Genomic DNA, 17694 nt, shown 5'->3' on the forward strand with positions numbered 1-17694 from the left:
TGATCCTGTGCGTCCGGCCCCCGGTGGTCAAGGGGTCGGCCCCCGGTCGGGTGGCCGGCCGGGGTGCGGGAGTACCGACGGGTGGGCGAGCCGGCACGCACCCGCAGGGGCCGTGCCGGCTCGGCCGGTCCGGAGGCGGTGCGCCCGCGGGCGCGCCGGGTCGTCGGGCGGCGGTTCACAGGGGCCGTTGGTGCCCCTCCCAGTACGGGTCGCGCAGCCGCCGCTTGTACAGCTTGCCGTTGGGGTCGCGGGGCATCTCCTCGATGAAGTCGATACTCCTGGGGCGCTTGTACCCGGCCAGGTGATCTGCGCAGTGACGGAGGATCTCGGCGGCCAGTGTGTCCCCCGCCTCGTGTCCTGGTGCCGGTTCGACGACCGCCTTGACCTCCTCGCCCCAGTCGGGGTGCGGGATACCGAAGACGGCCACGTCGGCGACCGCGGGGTGGCTGAGGAGTGCGCCCTCGATCTCGGCGGGGTAGATGTTGACGCCGCCCGAGATGATCATGTCGATCTTGCGGTCGCGGAGGAAGAGATAGCCGTCCTCGTCGAGGACGCCGAGGTCGCCGACGGTGAAGAAGTCACCGATGCGGTTCTTCTTCGTCTTGGTCTCGTCCTTGTGGTAGCTGAAGCCGCCGGTGTTCATCTTGAGGTAGACGGTGCCGAGTTCACCGGCCGGCAGACGGTTGCCGTCGTCGTCGAACACGGCGATCTCACTGATCGGCCAGGCCCTGCCGACCGTGCCCGGTTTCTTCAGCCAGTCCTCGGCGGTGGCGAAGGCGCCGCCGCCCTCGCTGGCCGCGTAGTACTCCTCGACGCACTGCCCCCACCAGTCGATCATGGCGCGTTTGACGTGGTCGGGGCAGGGGGCCGCGCCGTGGATGGCGTGACGCATGGCGGTCACGTCGTACTCCCGCTTCACCTCGTCGGGGAGGGCGAGCAGGCGGTGGAACTGGGTCGGGACCATGTGCGTGTGGGTGCAGCGGTGGGTGTCGATGAGCCGCAGCATCTCCTCGGGCGTCCACTTGTCCATCAGGACCAGCGGGTGGCCGATGTGCAGGGAGGCGCCGGCGAACTGGAGGACAGCGGTGTGGTAGAGCGGCGAGCAGACCAGGTGGACGTTGTCGTCGAAGGGTCTGATGCCGAAGATGCCGAGGAATCCACCGAGATGGCTCTCCTCGGGGAGCCTGCCGGGGAGCGGACGGCGGATGCCGCGCGGGCGGCCGGTCGTGCCCGAGGTGTAGTTCATGACCCAGCCGAGGGTGCGTTCCTCGGGAGGTGTGTCCGGCTGCCCTTCGAGCAGTTCGGCGTAGGGACGGAAGCCGTCGACGTCGCCCACGGCGTAGCGGTGGCTCGCGGGGAGATGCGCCTCGTCCGCGGCCGCGACGGCCGCCGGTGCGAACCGCTCGTGCGCGATGAGCACCTTGGCCCCGGAGTCGGAGACGATCCAGGCGATCTCGGGCCCGACGAAGTGGTGGTTGACGGGAACCATGTACAGGCCCGCCTGGGTGGCCGCGAGATAGGCGGTGAAGAACTCGACGCCGTTGGGCAGGACCACGGCGAAGGCGTCGCCCCGCCGGAGCCCGGCCGCGCGCAGTCCGTGGACCAGGCGGTTGGCCGCGGCGTGCAGCCGGCCGGCGCTCCAGCGCTCGCCGTCGGGTGCGGTCAGCACCGTGCGGTCGGGGTCGGCGGCGGCCTGGGCCCAGAAGCCGTTGGGCGGCGGGGTCATGAGGCGCTCCGTCCGGCGATGCGGTTGATTCGGTCGATGGCGCGTTCGAAGCCGCTGGTCAGGTCGTCGAAGACGGCCTGCACACTGCGTTCGCTGTTCATCCGGCCGACGATCTGGCCGACGGGGGTGCCGAGCAGTGCCTCGGTCTCGTACTTCTGGATGCGGGAGACGGCTTCGGCCACCAGCAGCCCCTGGAGCGGCATGGGCAGGGTTCCGGGCCCGGACGGGTCGTCCCAGGCGTCGGTCCATTCGGTACGGAGCTGGCGTGCGGGTTTTCCGGTGAGGGCGCGGGACCGGACGGTGTCGCCGGAGCCTGCGGCAAGGAGTTTCCGGGTCAGCGCGCGGGAGTGGAGGTCGGCCTCCTCCGTGGTCAGCCAGAGGGAGCCGAGCCACACGCCCTGGGCACCGAGGGCGAGTCCGGCGGCGATCTGCTCCCCGCTGCCGATTCCGCCGGCGGCAAGAACGGGGAGCGGTCCGACGGCGTCGACGATGTCGGGGACCAGGACCATGGAGGCGATCTCACCGGTGTGGCCGCCCGCCTCGTATCCCTGGGCGACGACGATGTCGATGCCCGCGTCCGCGTGGTGGCGGGCGTGTCGGGCGCTTCCGGCGAGTGCGGCGACGAGCACGTCCTGGTCGTGGGCGCGTCGGACGACGTCGGCCGGCGGTGAACCGAGGGCGTTGGCCAGGAGTTTGATGGGGTAGTCGAAGGCGACGTCCAGTTGGTTGCGCGCGACTTCCTCCATCCACCCGGTGATGCGCCAGCCGGACGCCTCCCCCTCGGCGAGCTCCGGCACACCGTGTTTGGCCAGGGTGTCCTGGACGAACTGGCGGTGCCCCGCCGGGATCATCGCCTCGACGTCGGCCTCGGTCACCCCCTCCACCTTCTTCGCGGGCATGACGACGTCGAGCCCGTAGGGCTTGCCGTCGGTGTGCTCCTGCATCCAGTCGAGGTCGCGGGCCAGGTCGTCGGGGGCGGTGTAGCGGACCGCGCCGAGTACGCCGAAGCCTCCGGCCCGGGTGATGGCCGCGGCCACCGCGGGGAACGGCGTGAAGCCGAAGATGGCGTGCTCGACTCCCAGTTTCTTGCTCAGCTCCGTCTCCATGGGGCGCAGGATGCCCCAGTCCGACCACCGAAGGAAGAGATTTTCTGATGCAGTGTCAGATTCTTTGTGATGCCAGGGGCCTCCGTGACGGCTGCGGTGACAGTAATCTCTGCGCGGCAGGAAGTTTCACGTTCGAGCGAAATTTCGAAAGTTACTTTCGGGCAGTGGGAAGGGGTTCCGGATGACCGAGGACGCGACCGGCAGAGGGATCAGCCGACGCAGGCTGGGAGGTGGGATGCTGGCCCTGGGCGGAGCACTCGCCCTGGCGCCGATTCCGTTTGCGGGGCAGGCGTCGGCCGTGGAGCCGGGAACGGGGTCGTCGGATATGCAGACAGGGACGGGGACGAGCGCCACGTCCGGCCAGGCGCGGCCGACGTTGCGACGCGGATCCGCCGCCCGCGCGGGCCTGTTGCAGGGGCCGCTGGACCAATTGGTCACGGATGCGGAGGCGTTCCTCTCCAACTCCCCCAAACACCCCTGGTACGCGGGCGCGGTACTGCTCGCCGGGCGAGGCGGCACGGTGGCCCTGCACCGCCCGATCGGCAAGGCCGTGCGCTACGCGGCGTACGACGAGAAGACCGACACCGGGGTGGAGTTCCCCGTCGACCAGCAGATCGACATGGCCGAGGACACGGTCTTCGACCTGGCTTCGGTGTCCAAGCTGTTCACCTCGATCCTGGCCGTGCAGCAGATCGAGCGCGGTGCGCTGGAGCTGGAGGAGAAGGTCAGCTCCTATCTCCCCGATTTCGCCGGAGGCGGCAAGCAGGACATAACCATCCGTCAGCTGCTCACGCACACATCGGGCTTCCGCGCCTGGATTCCGCTGTACAAGGCGCCGACACGGGAGGGGAAGCTGGAGCTCCTGTGGAACGAAGTACCCGCCAACCCGCCCGGCACGGTCTATCTCTACTCCGACCTCAATCTGATCTCACTGCAACTGGTCCTGGAGAAGATCACCGGACGCACGCAGGATGTCCTGCTCCGTGAGGAGATCACTGCTCCGCTCGGGATGCACCGCACCCGGTACAACCCCCCGGCCTCCTGGAAGCCGAAGATCGCCGCGACCGAGGATGCCCGGCTCCCCTGGTCCGGCCTCGACCGGGGACTGGTCTGGGGCGAGGTGCACGACGAGAACGCCTACAGCCTGGACGGGGTGGCGGGCCACGCCGGGGTCTTCTCCTGCGCCTGGGACCTCGCGATCCTGGCCCGCACGCTGCTCAACGGCGGCGTCTACGGCCGCGCGCGGATCCTCTCCGAGGAATCGGTCGACCTGCTGTTCACGGACTTCAACACCGCGTTCCCCGGTGACAACCACGGTCTGGGCTTCGAGCTCTACCAGCACTGGTACATGGGCGCGATGGCCACCCCCCGCACCGCGGGCCACACCGGCTTCACCGGTACCTGCCTGGTCCTGGATCCGACGACCGACTCGTTCCTGATCGTCCTCGGCAACTCGGTGCATCCGGTGCGCACCTGGCGCTCCGGCAGCGCCCCTCGCGTCGCCACCGCCAACCAGATGGCACGCGCCGTCGCGGTCCGTCCCGTCCGGGGACGAACGGCGTGGTTCTCGGGGCTGGCGAGCGCCACCAGCGCGACGCTCACCCTGCCCGCCCTGCGCCTGTCGTCGACGCAGGCCCGGATGCGCTCGGCGCTCTGGTGGGACACCGAGCCCGGTTCCGACTTCGTGTTCCTGGAGGCGTCGGCGGATGCCGGGGCGACCTGGGAGCGGGTGCCGTTCACCACCGCGCCGTGGGCGGATCACCCCCGGGCCGAGCCCGAACCGCATCCGACGGGCTCGGTCTCCGGCTGGTCCGGCCGGGTCTGGCACCGCCTCGACGCCGACCTTGCCGCCTGGAGCGGCAAGGAAGTCCGGCTCCGATGGCGCTACACCACGGACCGGCTGTACGTCGGACGCGGGGTGTATGTGAATGCCGTGCGGGTCGAGGACGGCAACCAGACGGTCTTCGACGACAGCCGCTCCGCCGACCACGCGGGCATCGAGGCGCTGGGCTGGACGGCTTCGGCGGACTGATGGGGGTGTGGACCGGGCCGTGCCGGGGAAGGCCTTCCCCTCCTCCCCCGGCACGACCGTCGTCGCCCGCACCCCTGGCTGTCGGGTGGGGCGTGTCCCTTCCCGGCGTGGGCCGGTCACCCCTGGTGGGAGATGGGCCCCGGCCGGTCCGACGAGACCTGCCGGCCACGGCGCAGTTCCGCCACCCGGCGACAGAGCTCGACGGCCTCCGGTCCGCGGCCGAGCCGTTCCAGGCAGTGGGCCTCGTCGTCGCGGGCGGCGAGCGTGTCGGGGTGGTCGGCGCCGAGGACGCGTTCGCGGGCCTCGGCGACCTGACGGTAGGCGGTGAGGGCGTCCGCCCAGCGCCCCAGCCAGCCGAGGCCGACGGCGACCTCGCGACGGCTGACGAGGGTGTCCGGGTGGTCGGGTCCCAGAACCCGCTCGCGGATCGCGCACACGTCCCGTGCCTCGGCGAGCGCCTCGTCCCAGCGGGCGAGACGCCCCAGGTTGACGCCGAGACCGTGGCGGGCCCGGAGGGTCTCGGGGTCGGCGGGGCCGCCGACCCTGGTCCGGTCGTCGACGAGGGCGCGGTACACCTCCAGGGCCTCGGCGCTGCGGCCCAGCCGGCCGAGACCGATACCGACCTCGTAGCGGGCGGCGAGCGTGTCGGGGTGGTCGGCGCCCAGCGACCGGGACCGGGCCTCGGCGACGTCCTGGTAGGTGTGCAGAGCCTCCGCCCAACGTCCCAGCCTGCCGAGCGTGTACGCCACTTCGTAGAGCGTGGCCAGGGTGTCGGGGTGGTCGGCACCGAGCAGACGGGTCCGGGCCGAGGCCACGTCCTTCGCCATCCGGTACGAGTCCTCCAGACGGCCGAGCCGGCCGAGGGTGAAGGCGAGGTTGTGGCGGCAGCGCAGGGTGTCGGGGTGGTCGGGGCCCATCGTCCGTTCCCGGGAGGATAGAACCGCCGCGTACACCTGATGGGCTTCGAAGTGCCGATCGAGCCGCCCCAGGACGTACGCCGTCTTCTGGCGGGCGGCGAGGGTCTCCGGATGATCCGGGCCCAGAGTGCGTTCGCGGGCCTGCGCGACGTCGCCGAATTCCCGCAGTGCGTCGGACACCCGACCGGTACGGCTGAGGGTGAAGGCGACCTCGTACCGGCTGGAGAGGGTGTCGGGATGATCGGGACCGAGGGCCTGTTCGCGTTCGGCGGCGACCGCGCGGTGTACTTCGCAGGCTTCCTCCCAGTGGCCGGCCCGGCCCAGGTCGAGCCCCGCGCGGTGCCGGTCGGCAAGAGCGGGCAGAAGGTCCGGCGACGGGGTCGGCCGCCCGGCCCCGGCCGGTGGCAGCCGACCCGTCAGGTGCCGTATCTCGGCGCCGGTGGTCCACTCGCCGGTGAGGCCCTCCACGTGGTCGGGCAGCGCGAGCCCGGGGTGGGCGCCGGTCGCCTTGTGCCCGGTGGTCATGCCGCGGGTCCAGGCCGGCAGTTCCTGCTCCGGGCCGACGACGGGAACGGGTGGCGCCGGCCGTTCCCCGTCCTTCGGCCCCAGCTGCGGCTGCTCGCCGGAGCGGCCGACAGTGATCCGCCGACGCAGGTCACCGGCGTCGACGGGCCGTTCCTCAGGGGTCTTGGCCAGCAGCTCCAGGACGACGCGCTCGAAGAACCGCGGGAGTTCGGCCCGGTGGGTGCGCAGTGGCTCGGGCGGGGTGTCGCGATGCCCGACGAGCACGGCCCAGGCGTCGTCGAGGTCGAACGGTGGTGCTCCGGTGGCGATCTCGTACAGGACGCAGCCCAGTGAGTAGAGGTCGCTGCGGTGGTCGACCTGGCCACCGCTGATCTGCTCGGGCGACATGTAGTGCGGGGTGCCCATGGCGATGCCCGTACCGGTGAGACGGGAGGTGAAGCCGATGTCGTGACCGAGCCGGGCGATGCCGAAGTCGCAGATCTTCACCGTGCCGTCGGCAAGCCGCATGATGTTGGCCGGCTTGAGGTCGCGGTGGACGACGCCCTGCTGATGGGTGTAACCGAGGGCGTCGGCGACCTGTTCGGCGATGTCGACGACATCCGGTACCGGCAACGGATGCTGCTTGTTGTCCTCCAGGAGCTGGCTGAGGTTGCGGCCGTCGAGGAGTTCCATGACCAGGTAGAGGACGCCTTCGTCCTCACCGAAGTCGTGCACGACGGTGATGCCGCGGTGCTGGAGCGCGGCGGCGACCCGGGCCTCGCGGCGGAAGCGCTCGCGCAGGACACGGGTGAAGGACCGGTCCTGCTGGGGGCCCATCGGCTTGAGGCATTTGACGGCGACCTGGCGTCCGAGCGACTCGTCGCGGGCGCGCCAGACCTCGCCCATGCCTCCGCGCCCGATCCGATCGAGCAGTCGGTACCGGCTCTGGATCAGCCTGGTGTCCGCCATCGTCTGCTGTCGCCCCCGTCGCGTCGCCTACTCCTGCGCCCTCCCCAGCCCGTCCAGTATGGCGGCCTCGCTGCGCAGTTTGTACGGGGTGGGGCGGCTGCCGGCCCCGAGGCGGGCCATCGCGTCGCGGATGTGACCGGGCGGGATGCGCCGGCGCAGTCCTGGGGGAATGCACCGCAGCATGGTTCCCGCGGTGCGCAGGCGCCGGTCGACGGTGCGCACCGGCCCCACGGGTCTGCCGTAGAGCTCATGGGCGTACGGGGGCAGTGACTGGTAGGCGAGTGCTGCCACGCGCCGCCACAGGAGTGCGCGCATCGGCAGGAGGAGCGGGTGGACGGGAGGCCGGCGCAGGAAGTCGTCGACGTCCAGGGCCTCGGCGGAAGCGGCAAGCTGTGGACGCACCCGTTCGACATAGGCGGCGAGCTGGGCGGTGGTGGTCGGCACGTCCGCGGGATCGAGGCCGACGAGGCGGGCGCTGTGGCGGCTCTCGTACAGGTAGCGGTCGGCCTGGGCATCGGTGAGCGGGAAGCCTGAGCGGCGTTCGACCTGGAGGTAGGAGTCCACCTCCGCGCAGTGCACCCACAGCAGCAGTTCGGGTTCGTCGACGCCGTACGTCTCCCCGGTCGCCGGGTCGGTGGCCTTGAGGAGCCGGTGGATCCCGCGGATCCGCGCGCCCGCCTTCTCGGCCGCTTCGGTGGTGCCGTAGGTGATCGTCCCGACGAAACCGGCCGTGCGCATCAGCCGCCCCCAGGCGTCCTTGCGGAAGTCGGAGTTCTGCATGACTCCGCGTACGGCGCGCGGGTGCAGCGCCTGCAGGTAGAGCGCCCGCACTCCGGCGACCCACATCATCGGGTCGGCGTGCATCTGCCAGGTGACGGAATCGGGCCCGAAGAGCCCCGGATCGGCGTCCCTCATGAATGCCCGTACCTCCCGCTCGGTGGCGTACCCACGGATGTCGTGCGCACTCCAGCATGCGCGTGAACGGGGCGCGGCTCCAGGGCGGTCCGGCGCATCGGCCGGATGTCCCCTGTGCCGGTGCGGACTGGCCCCTGTGGCCGTGAGTCGCGCAGCGCGGAGGCCGGACTCGTTCACGGCCCGGTACCGGTCGACCCGGCCACGCGGCGATCACGGCAGCCGCCCATCCCGATGCGGCGACCCGCCACGCGTGGCACGTTGGAAACAACGACATGACGAGGAATCGGCGGCGATCATGCGAGCTCACCTCGGCGATCAACTTGTTGTCGAAAGTCCGGCCACCGGCACCGGCAGGCGCGACGGCGAGATTGTCGGACTCCACCACGAGGACGGAACCCCTCCCTACGACGTGCACTGGTCGGACACCGGCGAGGTGACGCTCGTGTTCCCCGGGCCGGACGCCCATGTCCGCCACCTCGACCGGCCGGGCAGAGACGGCGAGCCGACCCGGTCGGCCTCGGCCGAGGCCGGGACCGAGTCCGAGTCCGACGGGGACCGCCTCGGAGCAGCACCCGGCCCCGGCGACATCGGCCGGCGCGTGGCCATGGAGCGCGAGCGACAGGGGCTCAGCCGGGCAGAAACGGCCCGTCGCGCCAGAATGGCACCGGGATACCTGGCCTACATCGAACAACATCCGGCCGACCCGAGTCCGGCGAGTCTCATCAGCCTGGCCGACGCACTCGGCACCACGGTCGCAGCCCTGCGCGGAGGCGGCATCGACCTGCCACCCGGCCAGGGCCAGGCGCTCCTGCACCCCCGACTGCAGGACCTCACTCCCGACGAGTGCCGTGCCCGGCTCTCCACGCACGGCATCGGACGCATCGCGGTGTCGACCCCCGACGGACCGGCGGTGCTGCCGGTGAACTACGAGGTCATCGACGACACGATCGCGTTCCGGACCGCACCCGGCTCGGTACCCGCGATGGCCGGGGGCACCGACGTCGCGTTCGAGGTCGACCACGTGGACGAGGCCATGAGCCTGGGCTGGAGCGTGCTCGCCGTGGGCCCCGCGCGGATCGTCACGGAGCCCGGGACACTGCGACAGCTCGCCGATCGCGCCCACAGCACCCCCTGGGCAGGCGGCGAACGCGAGACATGGGTGTCGATCCGGCCCACCCGCCTCACCGGGCGGCGCATCATTCCGGCCGATCAGTGAGCCCGTGATACACCTTCCGTTACCTACAGTGATCACCCATGCCGCTCCCGGGACGCCTCAGCGCCTCTTTGACACCGCGCTGACGCTGCATCACATCTCTTTGACGGGGCCCTGATGACCTGGGGCGGAGCTTCGTAAGAGGCCCGTCAAAGCATGCGCTCACCCGCCTTGCACGGGGTGGCGAGCGTCTAGATTCGCTCTTGGTCGCTCACCGGCCCGGGTACGTCAGTGGTCTGACCGTCCCGGACCGCGGGGGCGCGGACCGCCCCTCCCATCCTTGCGTCCGCGCCTCTGCGTCGCGACCGTGCTGTCCGTCCACAGCCGCGCCGCGGGTGCCGGGGCACCACGTCCACGGCACCCGGGTGCCGTGGGCGGTCGGCCCGCCCGCCGTTCCTCCTCCCCCGGCCTCCGCCGCCCACGGCCGAGCGGAAAGGACGCGTCCTGGCCGTCGCGTGCACACGGTTCACGGGGAGTCGGTACGAGGACGTGGTGGGCGCCGGCGCCTCCGGAGACCCAGCGGCAGCACCTCGCCCTCGCCTGCGTCGAGGGCCTCGCCGCCGACGTCGCCGCCCGCGGTCGCACCGCCACCTGGAGCCGCTCCCGGGGCAATCGCGCGAGCCTCCTGCTCGCCTGGACGGCCGGCTTCCGGCTCGTCCGCGAGTACGTCCACGCCACAACCGGGTCCGTCACCGTCAGCAGCACGTCAAATCTGTCCGCCACCCCGTAAACACCGCGTAGCCCCCGCTGGAGCCGCCCGTCCGGGGCCCTAGCGTCAGCGCCATGCCCCCCTCTCCCCGCATCCCCGCTCCCCTCCCCGGTGCCGCCGACGACGACGTACTGCACGACACGCGGTGGCGGGAGGAGGCCCGCTTCGCCCTCGTCTGCGCGGGCCTCCTGCTCGGCACGGCGCTGGTCGTCGACGCGGGCGTGTACGGGCTGGCCTTGTCCCATGCTCTCGGGTGGACCGTGCTGGCGGCCCTCCTGCTGGTGGTCCTGCTGCCCGCCCGGGTCAGCGTCGCACCGGGCCTGCTGACGGTTCAGGGCCTGTGGGTCACCAGGACGGTACGCTCCGACCGGCTCGCAGCGGTCACCTGGCCGGTCGGCACCGGGCGGAGACTGCTCCTCCGGGACGAGGACGGGGCACGGGCCGAGATCGACCTCCGGGTCCTCCTGGACAACCCGGCCCTGTGGCTGCGGCTCGAGGCCGAGGCCCGGGCCGCCCTGAGGCGCGGCGCCCTGCACCACGGCGCGGCCGACCTCGCGCGGCTCTCGCTGCGCGTCCACGCCGAAACGGCGCGTTCCGTCCTCAAGGTCTCCGGCCTGGGGTAGGCCTTCCGGTTCGCCGAGCCCCTACGCCACCAGGCCCGCCAGGTCGTCCGCGACCAGCCGGGCCTCCGGCGACGCCGGCACGGCTCCGGGCAGGGCGACGGCAGCAACCAACCCGAGACCGGTGCCGTGGGCTCCTACAGGCCGACGTCGCGGGTCTGGAGGTCCTCCAGGGTCTCCCGGCGTACCAGGAGCCGGGCCCGGCCGTCGAGCACGGCGACCACCGGCGGGCGACCGACGAGGTTGTACGAGGAGGCCATCGACAGGTGGTAGGCGCCCGCCGCCGGCACCGCGAGCAGGTCGCCCGGGTGGGTGTCGGCGGGCAAGGGCACGTCCTCGGCGAGGATGTCCCCGGCCTCGCAGTGGCGGCCCACGACCGTCACGCGCTCGGCTTCGGCCGACGAGTGACGGCCGATCAGGCGGGGCGCGTACCGCACCCCGTACAGGGCGGGCCGTGGGTTGTCGCTCATTCCTCCGTCCACCGCCACGTAGGTCCGCACGGACGTGCGCTTCACCGCCAGGACCCGGTAGACGGCGACTCCGGCGGGGCCCGTGACGGCACGGCCCGGCTCGATGATCAGGCGCGGGACCGGAAGCCCGGCCGCCGCGCAGCTGTCGGCGAGTTCGGCACGAACCCTGCGGGCCAGGACGCTCAGGTCGAGCGTCGGCTCGCCGGGGCGGTGGGCGATCCCGTGGCCGCCACCGAGGTCGAGCTCCGGCAGCGCGATCCCGTGGGTGTCGCGGACCCGGGCCATGAGGCCGACGAGCCGGCGCACGGCCACCAGGTACGGCTTGACGTCCGTGATCTGCGAGCCCAGGTGGCAGTGGATTCCAGTGAGTTCGAGCTGCGGCTGGTCGAGGATACGGGCGATGGCGTGCTGGGCATGGCCGTCGCGGAGGGACAGGCCGAACTTCTGGTCGTCGGAGCCGGTACGTATCTTGTGGTGGCCGCCCGCGCTGATGCCCGGCGTCACCCGGACCATGACCTTCTGATGGCCTCCGGTACCGACCGCGGCGGCGATGCGGGCGATCTCGGCGGGAGTGTCGATGACGATCCGGCCCACGCCGAGGCGCAGGGCGGTCGCCATGTCCTGCGGTGACTTGGCGTTGCCGTGGAGCAGGATCCGGTCGGCCGGGAATCCGGCGGTGACCGCGAGTTCCAGCTCGCCGGCCGAGCACACGTCCAGGCCGAGTCCCTCCTCCTCGACCCAGTGGGCGAGGGCGCGGCACAGGAACGCCTTGGCCGCGTAGTGGACTTCGGCTTCGGGGAAGGCGCTGCGATAGGCCCGGCAACGCTCACGGACCTCGGCCTCGTCGAGGACATAGACGGGTGTGCCATGGCTCTCGGCGATCCCGGTGAGGGGCACACCGCCCACCCGGAGGTCACCGTGGGGTTGTTCGGTGGTGGTAGCGGGCCAGACGGAGAGGAAGTCGACGGGATCCGCTCCCGCCGGGGCGGCGGGGGCGGTCACGTCGGCCGGGACGGTGGGCAGGGGAAGGGTGGTCACCTCTGCGGCTCCCTTCAGTTCGCGAGCGCGGTGAGCGGCCGCGGCTGCGGCTCGGCCACTGACGTGTCGGCGGCCATGCCGGCGATCGGGGCAGCGGGGGCCGGTGCGGTGAGGACGGGGTCGATCCGCAGCTGGCGGACGCCCAGCGGCTCGGTGAGCGCACGCAACGCCGGTTCGGCGAGTGCGATCCACGGCTGTCCCTCCCCCAGAACGGCCCTCAACCGCGCCGGGTCGGTGAACGCGACGGCGGTCCGGCCACCGACCGGCGTACGGAAGAGACGGACCGTGCATACGACGGAGCCCGTCCGGGCGGGCACACAGAGCCGTCCGGACGGGATCTGTTCTCGGGGTTCGGGATCGTCTCCGTACAAGGCGTCTTCCATGGGTTCCTCCGAGGATCGGAACGAGGCCCCGGACGCGGTCGCGACGGGGTGTCTCCGACGCTATGCCCGGTGCTCACCCGTCCCGGCAGCCTCCTGACACCCCTCTGACGGAATCGGCCGGAAGGCATACGCCGCGTATACGCCGTTACCGGCGCCCGGCCCCGGCTCCTCGGTCCGGCCGGCGGCCTCCATGGACGAGGGAGGCGGGAAGGCCCTGCGGGTGCCCCTTGATGGCTTCCTCACGCACCCCGCGTCGCACACACGCACGCTGTCGCCGGTATCACCAAGGCGGCCGCACTCGAAGGAGCCGCTCACGGAATCCGGGTCAATGCGGTCGCACCCGGCTTCACCCGGACCGCCATGTACGAACGGTTCACCGGTGACGACTCGGTACGTGACGCGGTCGATTCAGTGCTGCCCATGCACCGGGCCGGCGGCCCGGAGGAGATTGCCGAGGCCGTCCAGTACCTGGGTTCCGACAAGGCGGGATACGTCAGCGGCCATGTCCTGACCGTCGACGGTGGCCTCACGGCGGGCGGGCCCGTGGTCCCGAGCTCGTGAACCGCGAGGCCGTGCACCAGCCGCTCGAGACGACACCGACGCCCCTTCAGGGCGGCTCTCTGCCGCTTCCCGTGCGGCCGGACCCCCGATGGTCTCGCAGGTCATCCGCACCGACGGGCTCCAGCCCTGTTTCCTGACCGAACACCTGGTGGATACCCCGCTGCTCCGCGCCTGAGCAGCGCGGGGCTCGCTGAGGGCGGAGCAGGGGCACCGGTCGGCCAGGGCCCGGTCGGCACAAGGCTGATCGAACCGACTTCGTCGGACCATCGGCGCGCCGTGATGCCGGGCGTGCCGTCCGGGACGTTTGACTACCGTTGGGCCGACCGATGACGCCTTGTCACCTGCATGCGAGGAAAGGAGCCTTCGATGACCGATAAGCCGATCTTGGTGCTTGCCGCAACCGGCGGACAGGGCAGGGTCGTGAGTGCCGCGCTGCTGGGCCGTGGGGCCCGGGTCCGGGCGCTGGTACGTGACCCCGGCCGAAGCGCCGCGCAGGAACTGGCCGACCAGGGTGTCGAGGTGGTGGCGGGATCTCTGAGTGATCGTGAGTCACTCGCCGCGGCGATGGACGGGGTGGCGGGCGTCTTCGCGTTCACCACTCCCTTCGAAGCCGGTGTCGAGGCGGAGGTGAACCAGGGACGGGAGATCCTGTCTGCCGCGACCGAGGAGGGCGTTCCGCATCTCGTGTTCAGCTCTGTGGCCGGAGCCGACCAGGAGAGCGGGGTACCGCATTTCGACAGCAAGGCCCGTATCGAAGCGGAGCTGGCCGACGGCGATGTGCCGTACACGATTCTGGGGCCGACGTACTTCTTCGACAACGCGCTGGGCGGAGCGCAGCGCATCCTCGGCGGCGTACTCGACCTGCCGCTGCCGCCCGATCGACCGTTGCAGCAGCTTGCCCGCACCGACCTCGGTGCGTTCGCGGCGGAAGTGCTGCTCAACCCGGCTTCCTATGTTGGGCAGCGCATTGAACTGGCCAGTGACGCCCCCACCCCGACCGAGATGGCGGCCGCGCTCGGCGCGACCCTGGGGCGGGAGGTCCGCCATGAGCAAGTGCCGCTGACGGCGATCGGCAATCCTGACATGCATGCAATGTGGACGTTCCTGAACGGCCCTGGCTATCGCGTCGACATTCCCGCCCTTCATGCTGCTCACCCGGAAGTCCGCTGGACTCGCTTCGCCGACTGGGCACACCACACGTGGGCGACCGCCTGACCATCGCCTTTGGCAGCAAGGGGGCGGCACTCCTTGCGCAACCACCACGCAGCCGCATGGCTCCGCTCGGCAGGCTGGTGCCGAGCGGAGCCATACTCTTTCCCCTCTGCGCACAACAGTTGTTCTCAAGGTGCACAGCAAGGCCGCTGGCTCTGTCCGGGACGCGGGTCCGGTCAGCGTCGGCGTCCGTCGTCAGGAGCTTGGTGGCTCTGTCAGCGCGTCGGCCACCAGCACCGCTCCGCCTGACCGCCCAGTCACTTCCGGCACCGTGGCCCGACCCGGCGTCCCTTGACGTGAAGTCGGTTCCACCTGGTGTCAACTGGCTCCAGTATGTGACAACCAAAATCTGCGGTCGCACACACTCACCGCCGCACGCGCGGCATCCCCAGCCCGACCCACGAGATGATCTCCCGCTGGATCTCGTTGTTCCCGCCACCGAAGGTGAAGATGACCGCCGACCGGTACCCGCGTTCGAGTTCGCCGTGCAGTACGGCGCCTGCCGACCCCTCCTTCAGCGGTCCTGCCGAGCCGACCACTTCCATCAGCCAGGCGTAGGCGTCGCGGCGCGCCTCGGAGCCGTAGACCTTGACGGCGGAGGCGTCCTGCGGGGTGAGGGTTCCGTTCTGGACCGCGGACACCATCTGCCAGTTGAGGAGTTTCATGGCGTCGAGCCTGGTGTGGGTGCGGGCCAGACGGGAGCGGACCCAGCCGAGGTCGATGACGCGGCGGCCGTCGGTGAGCCGAGTGGCCGCCGCCCAGCGCTGCACGTCGTGGAGGGCGCGGATGGCCATGGTGCCGTGGGCGGCGAGCGTGACGCGCTCGTGGTTGAGCTGGTTGGTGATGAGCCGCCAGCCCTTGTTCTCGTCGCCTACGCGACGGGAGACGGGTACCCGGATGTTCTCGTAGTAACTGGCCGTGGTGTCGTGCGAGGCGAGGGTGTTGATGACGGTGCAGGAGTACCCGGGGTCGTCCGTCGGGACGAGGAGCATGGTGATGCCCTTGTGGGGCGGGGCGTCCGGGTCGGTGCGGACGGCGAGCCAGACCCAGTCTGCGGTGTCGCCGTTGGTCGTCCAGATCTTCTGTCCGTTGACGACGTACTCGTCTCCCTCGCGCACCGCCCGGGTCCTGAGCGCGGCAAGGTCGGTGCCCGCGCCGGGTTCGCTGTAGCCGATCGCGAAGTCGATCTCGCCGGAGAGGATCTTCGGCAGGAAGTGGGCCTTCTGTTCCTCGGTGCCGAACCGCATGATCGTGGGGCCGACGGTGTTGAGGGCCATCAGCGGCAGCGGCACTCCCGCCTGGGCGGCCTCGTCGAAGAAGATGAACTGTTCCATCGGGGACAGGCCACGTCCCCCGTACTCCGTCGGCCAGCCGACACCGAGCCAGCCGTCGGAGCCGAGGCGTCGGATCGTCTCGCGGTAGAAGCGTTTCTGTACGAGGGGGTCGGCATGGCGTGCGTAGGCGTTGTCGGGGACCAGACCGGTGAAGTACGTACGCAACTCGGCGCGCAACTGCTGCTGTTCAGGCGTGTATTCGAGGTGCACGGCCCCTCCAGGAGTCTCGCGTTCGCGGCGCCCGTGTGCGACGGCGCACACAGTAGAACGCGTTGCAGGAATCCGGAAGGGCCGTGACCCCGACACCCGCCGGGCTGTCTCGACGGGTTGCTGCCGGGATGTTCCGGCGGACGTCAGCGCCTGACGGCGCGCAGCACGACGAACTTCGGGTCGCCCGCGACCGTGGTGCAGTTGCCGAAGATCCGGCGCAACTGGACGTGGTACCCCAGGTGCCGGTTGCCGACGACCCACAGCTCGCCGCCGGGGCGCAGCGCGTCACGTGCTCCGTGGAACATCCGGCGGGCCGTTGCGTCGGTGGTCGCCTGGTGGGAGTGGAAGGGCGGGTTGTTGAGTACCAGGTCCGCGCCGCCCGGCGGCAGTTGGGCGGGCCCGTCGCCGACCACGAACTCGGCCTTGGCATCCGGTCCGGTGTTGGCCCGGAAGGTCGCCTCGGCGGAGGCGACCGCCTGATAGGACTCGTCGACGAAGGTGACCGCGGCCCCGGGGTTGGCAAGGGCGGCGGACAGTCCGACGACGCCGTTGCCGCAGCCGAGGTCGACGACCCGGTCGGTGCCGGTGCGCGCCGGGAGATGGCCGAGGAAGAAGCGGGTACCGATGTCGAGGCGCTCGGCGCAGAAGATGCCTGCGTGGTTGGTGACCGTCCGACCGGAGACCGGGCCGATGCCTTCGGGCAGCTGGTAACGGTACGGCCAGGGGCTCGGCGTACGAGGCAGGGCCGGGTCCGGCGTACAGAGGATCAGGCGGGCCTTCTTGACCGCGAGGGACGTGCTGGTCGGTCCGATGATCCGCTCGAAGAGTCTGAGCGTGGAGGTGTGGATCTCCTTGACCATGCCGGTGCCGATGACGACGGTGCCCGCGTGGACGGCCGGCGCGAGACGGTGGAGCTGGTCCTCCAGGAGCGCGAGGCTCTTCGGGACGCGCACCAGCAGGACGTCGATACGGTCCGGCGGCGTGTCCCTGGCCGACAGGAGGCGTACGGCGTCCGCGGCCACACCGTTGCGTTCCAGATTCGCCAGGGTCGCGCGCTGCGCCAGGAAGGAATCGGTGATCTGTACGGGGTGGTGCCCGGCCAGCACGGTGGTCAGGGCGCCCCAGCGGTCGCCCAGCACGGCCACGGTGCCCGAGAGGTCGACCGGGTCCGACTCGTCGGTCCCCTCAAGCCGCCGCAGCAGATACTCATCGGCGGCATCCCAGGCCCGGAACGGGTCACGCGGGTCCTCGGGGAAGCGGGCGAGGTCGTACCCGGCCCCTGACGCAGTCAAACGGTTCATTGTGCACCCAGGCTAGCCGAGGCGCGGGGAGCGTCCACACGCTCCCCGCGCCCCACCGCCGGGCCACGCACCTACGGCAGCGCCTTGTCCACTGCCGCACGGCCCTCACGGGCGAGTCTGCGCTCCGCCCACTGGAGATTCTTCGGGGTCAGGTCCCGCCCGGAGGCGAGTACCAAATCCTCTGCCGACGGATTCTCGCTCCCGCCGGTGTGCAAGAGGCTGTCGGGAGTCACTCCCCGACCTGCGGATACGGATTCGGGCTCGTCGCTCATGCCGCCTCCTCGTCCCTTTCGGTCATTCTCGCCCCGTACCCGGTCCGCCGCATCCGATGCCTCCCACCCCGTTCCCGGCACTCAGAAAAAAGCCCCCACTTGACTTGCACATGATAATTACACTGCGTCCACACCCTGGTCACGGTGTGTATGGAAGGCTCCCGCTGACCACACCACACGACCACCGCGGCAGCGCCCCGCC

The 17694-nt window shown here is 71.0% G+C and carries 14 protein-coding genes and 1 pseudogene; 6 read left to right on the plus strand and 9 right to left on the minus strand.

Features of this window, described 5'->3' with window-relative positions; all coding sequences use genetic code 11:
* Positions 1-175 precede the first annotated feature (175 nt).
* Both AB0L71_RS11895 and AB0L71_RS11900 read right to left on the minus strand, forming a co-directional pair.
* A complete protein-coding gene (locus tag AB0L71_RS11895; protein WP_365241146.1) occupies positions 176-1726 on the minus strand; it encodes an acyl-CoA synthetase in 1551 nt (516 codons plus the stop codon).
* A complete protein-coding gene (locus tag AB0L71_RS11900) occupies positions 1723-2832 on the minus strand; it encodes a nitronate monooxygenase family protein (protein ID WP_365241149.1) in 1110 nt (369 codons plus the stop codon). Before AB0L71_RS11900 ends, AB0L71_RS11895 begins: the two co-directional genes overlap by 4 nt.
* 181 nt (positions 2833-3013) lie before the next feature.
* On the opposite strand from AB0L71_RS11900, the gene AB0L71_RS11905 reads away from it, so the two are divergent.
* Complete coding sequence (locus AB0L71_RS11905; RefSeq protein ID WP_365241152.1) at positions 3014-4864, plus strand: serine hydrolase; 1851 nt, start codon at positions 3014-3016, stop codon at positions 4862-4864.
* A gap of 116 nt (positions 4865-4980) precedes the next feature.
* Here AB0L71_RS11905 and AB0L71_RS11910 read toward each other — a convergent pair whose 3' ends face one another.
* Together AB0L71_RS11910 and AB0L71_RS11915 are read right to left on the minus strand one after the other, a co-directional pair.
* Complete coding sequence (locus AB0L71_RS11910) at positions 4981-7254, minus strand: serine/threonine-protein kinase (protein WP_365241155.1); 2274 nt, start codon at positions 7252-7254, stop codon at positions 4981-4983.
* A 27-nt stretch (positions 7255-7281) separates the two neighbouring features.
* Positions 7282-8169: an oxygenase MpaB family protein gene (locus AB0L71_RS11915; RefSeq protein WP_365241158.1), complete on the minus strand. Its 888-nt coding sequence runs from the start codon at positions 8167-8169 to the stop codon at positions 7282-7284.
* A gap of 295 nt (positions 8170-8464) precedes the next feature.
* On the opposite strand from AB0L71_RS11915, the gene AB0L71_RS11920 reads away from it, so the two are divergent.
* The 3 genes from AB0L71_RS11920 to AB0L71_RS11930 all read left to right on the plus strand — a co-directional run bounded on the left by AB0L71_RS11920 (position 8465) and on the right by AB0L71_RS11930 (position 10714).
* Positions 8465-9385: a DUF1918 domain-containing protein gene (locus AB0L71_RS11920; protein ID WP_365241160.1), complete on the plus strand. Its 921-nt coding sequence runs from the start codon at positions 8465-8467 to the stop codon at positions 9383-9385.
* Positions 9386-9752: 367 nt separating this feature from the next.
* Complete coding sequence (locus AB0L71_RS11925; protein ID WP_365241162.1) at positions 9753-10112, plus strand: hypothetical protein; 360 nt, start codon at positions 9753-9755, stop codon at positions 10110-10112.
* Positions 10113-10165: 53 nt separating this feature from the next.
* Entirely contained in the window at positions 10166-10714 is a 549-nt protein-coding gene (locus AB0L71_RS11930; RefSeq protein WP_365241164.1) for a hypothetical protein, read from the plus strand.
* A gap of 134 nt (positions 10715-10848) precedes the next feature.
* On the opposite strand, the gene lysA is transcribed toward AB0L71_RS11930, so the two are convergent.
* Both lysA and AB0L71_RS11940 read right to left on the minus strand, forming a co-directional pair.
* Positions 10849-12183, minus strand: coding sequence for a diaminopimelate decarboxylase (lysA, locus tag AB0L71_RS11935; RefSeq protein ID WP_365241528.1), 1335 nt, complete (start codon positions 12181-12183; stop codon positions 10849-10851).
* Between the two features lie 50 nt (positions 12184-12233).
* The gene (locus tag AB0L71_RS11940) at positions 12234-12602 is read right to left on the minus strand and encodes an SAV_915 family protein (protein ID WP_365241167.1); all 369 of its coding nucleotides are present in this window, start codon (positions 12600-12602) and stop codon (positions 12234-12236) included.
* A 276-nt stretch (positions 12603-12878) separates the two neighbouring features.
* Between AB0L71_RS11940 and AB0L71_RS11945 the strand changes: the two are divergent.
* Positions 12879-13163: pseudogene (locus AB0L71_RS11945) on the plus strand (SDR family oxidoreductase); the annotation flags it as partial.
* Positions 13164-13529: 366 nt separating this feature from the next.
* Positions 13530-14378 (plus strand): NmrA/HSCARG family protein, encoded by an 849-nt coding sequence (locus AB0L71_RS11950; protein ID WP_365241169.1) that lies wholly within the window; start codon positions 13530-13532, stop codon positions 14376-14378.
* A 362-nt stretch (positions 14379-14740) separates the two neighbouring features.
* Here the strand turns inward: AB0L71_RS11950 and AB0L71_RS11955 are convergent, their stop codons facing one another.
* The 3 genes from AB0L71_RS11955 to AB0L71_RS11965 form a co-directional block, all read right to left on the minus strand.
* Positions 14741-15919: an acyl-CoA dehydrogenase family protein gene (locus tag AB0L71_RS11955; RefSeq protein ID WP_365241172.1), complete on the minus strand. Its 1179-nt coding sequence runs from the start codon at positions 15917-15919 to the stop codon at positions 14741-14743.
* Between the two features lie 143 nt (positions 15920-16062).
* Positions 16063-17220, minus strand: a complete 1158-nt coding sequence (locus tag AB0L71_RS11960) for a methyltransferase (protein WP_365241174.1) — start codon at positions 17218-17220, stop codon at positions 16063-16065.
* Positions 17221-17291: 71 nt separating this feature from the next.
* Positions 17292-17492, minus strand: a complete 201-nt coding sequence (locus AB0L71_RS11965; RefSeq protein WP_365241177.1) for a hypothetical protein — start codon at positions 17490-17492, stop codon at positions 17292-17294.
* Between the last annotated feature and the right edge of the window lie 202 nt (positions 17493-17694).

Source organism: Streptomyces sp. NPDC052052, from assembly GCF_040680455.1.
In the GTDB taxonomy this organism is placed as follows: domain Bacteria; phylum Actinomycetota; class Actinomycetes; order Streptomycetales; family Streptomycetaceae; genus Streptomyces.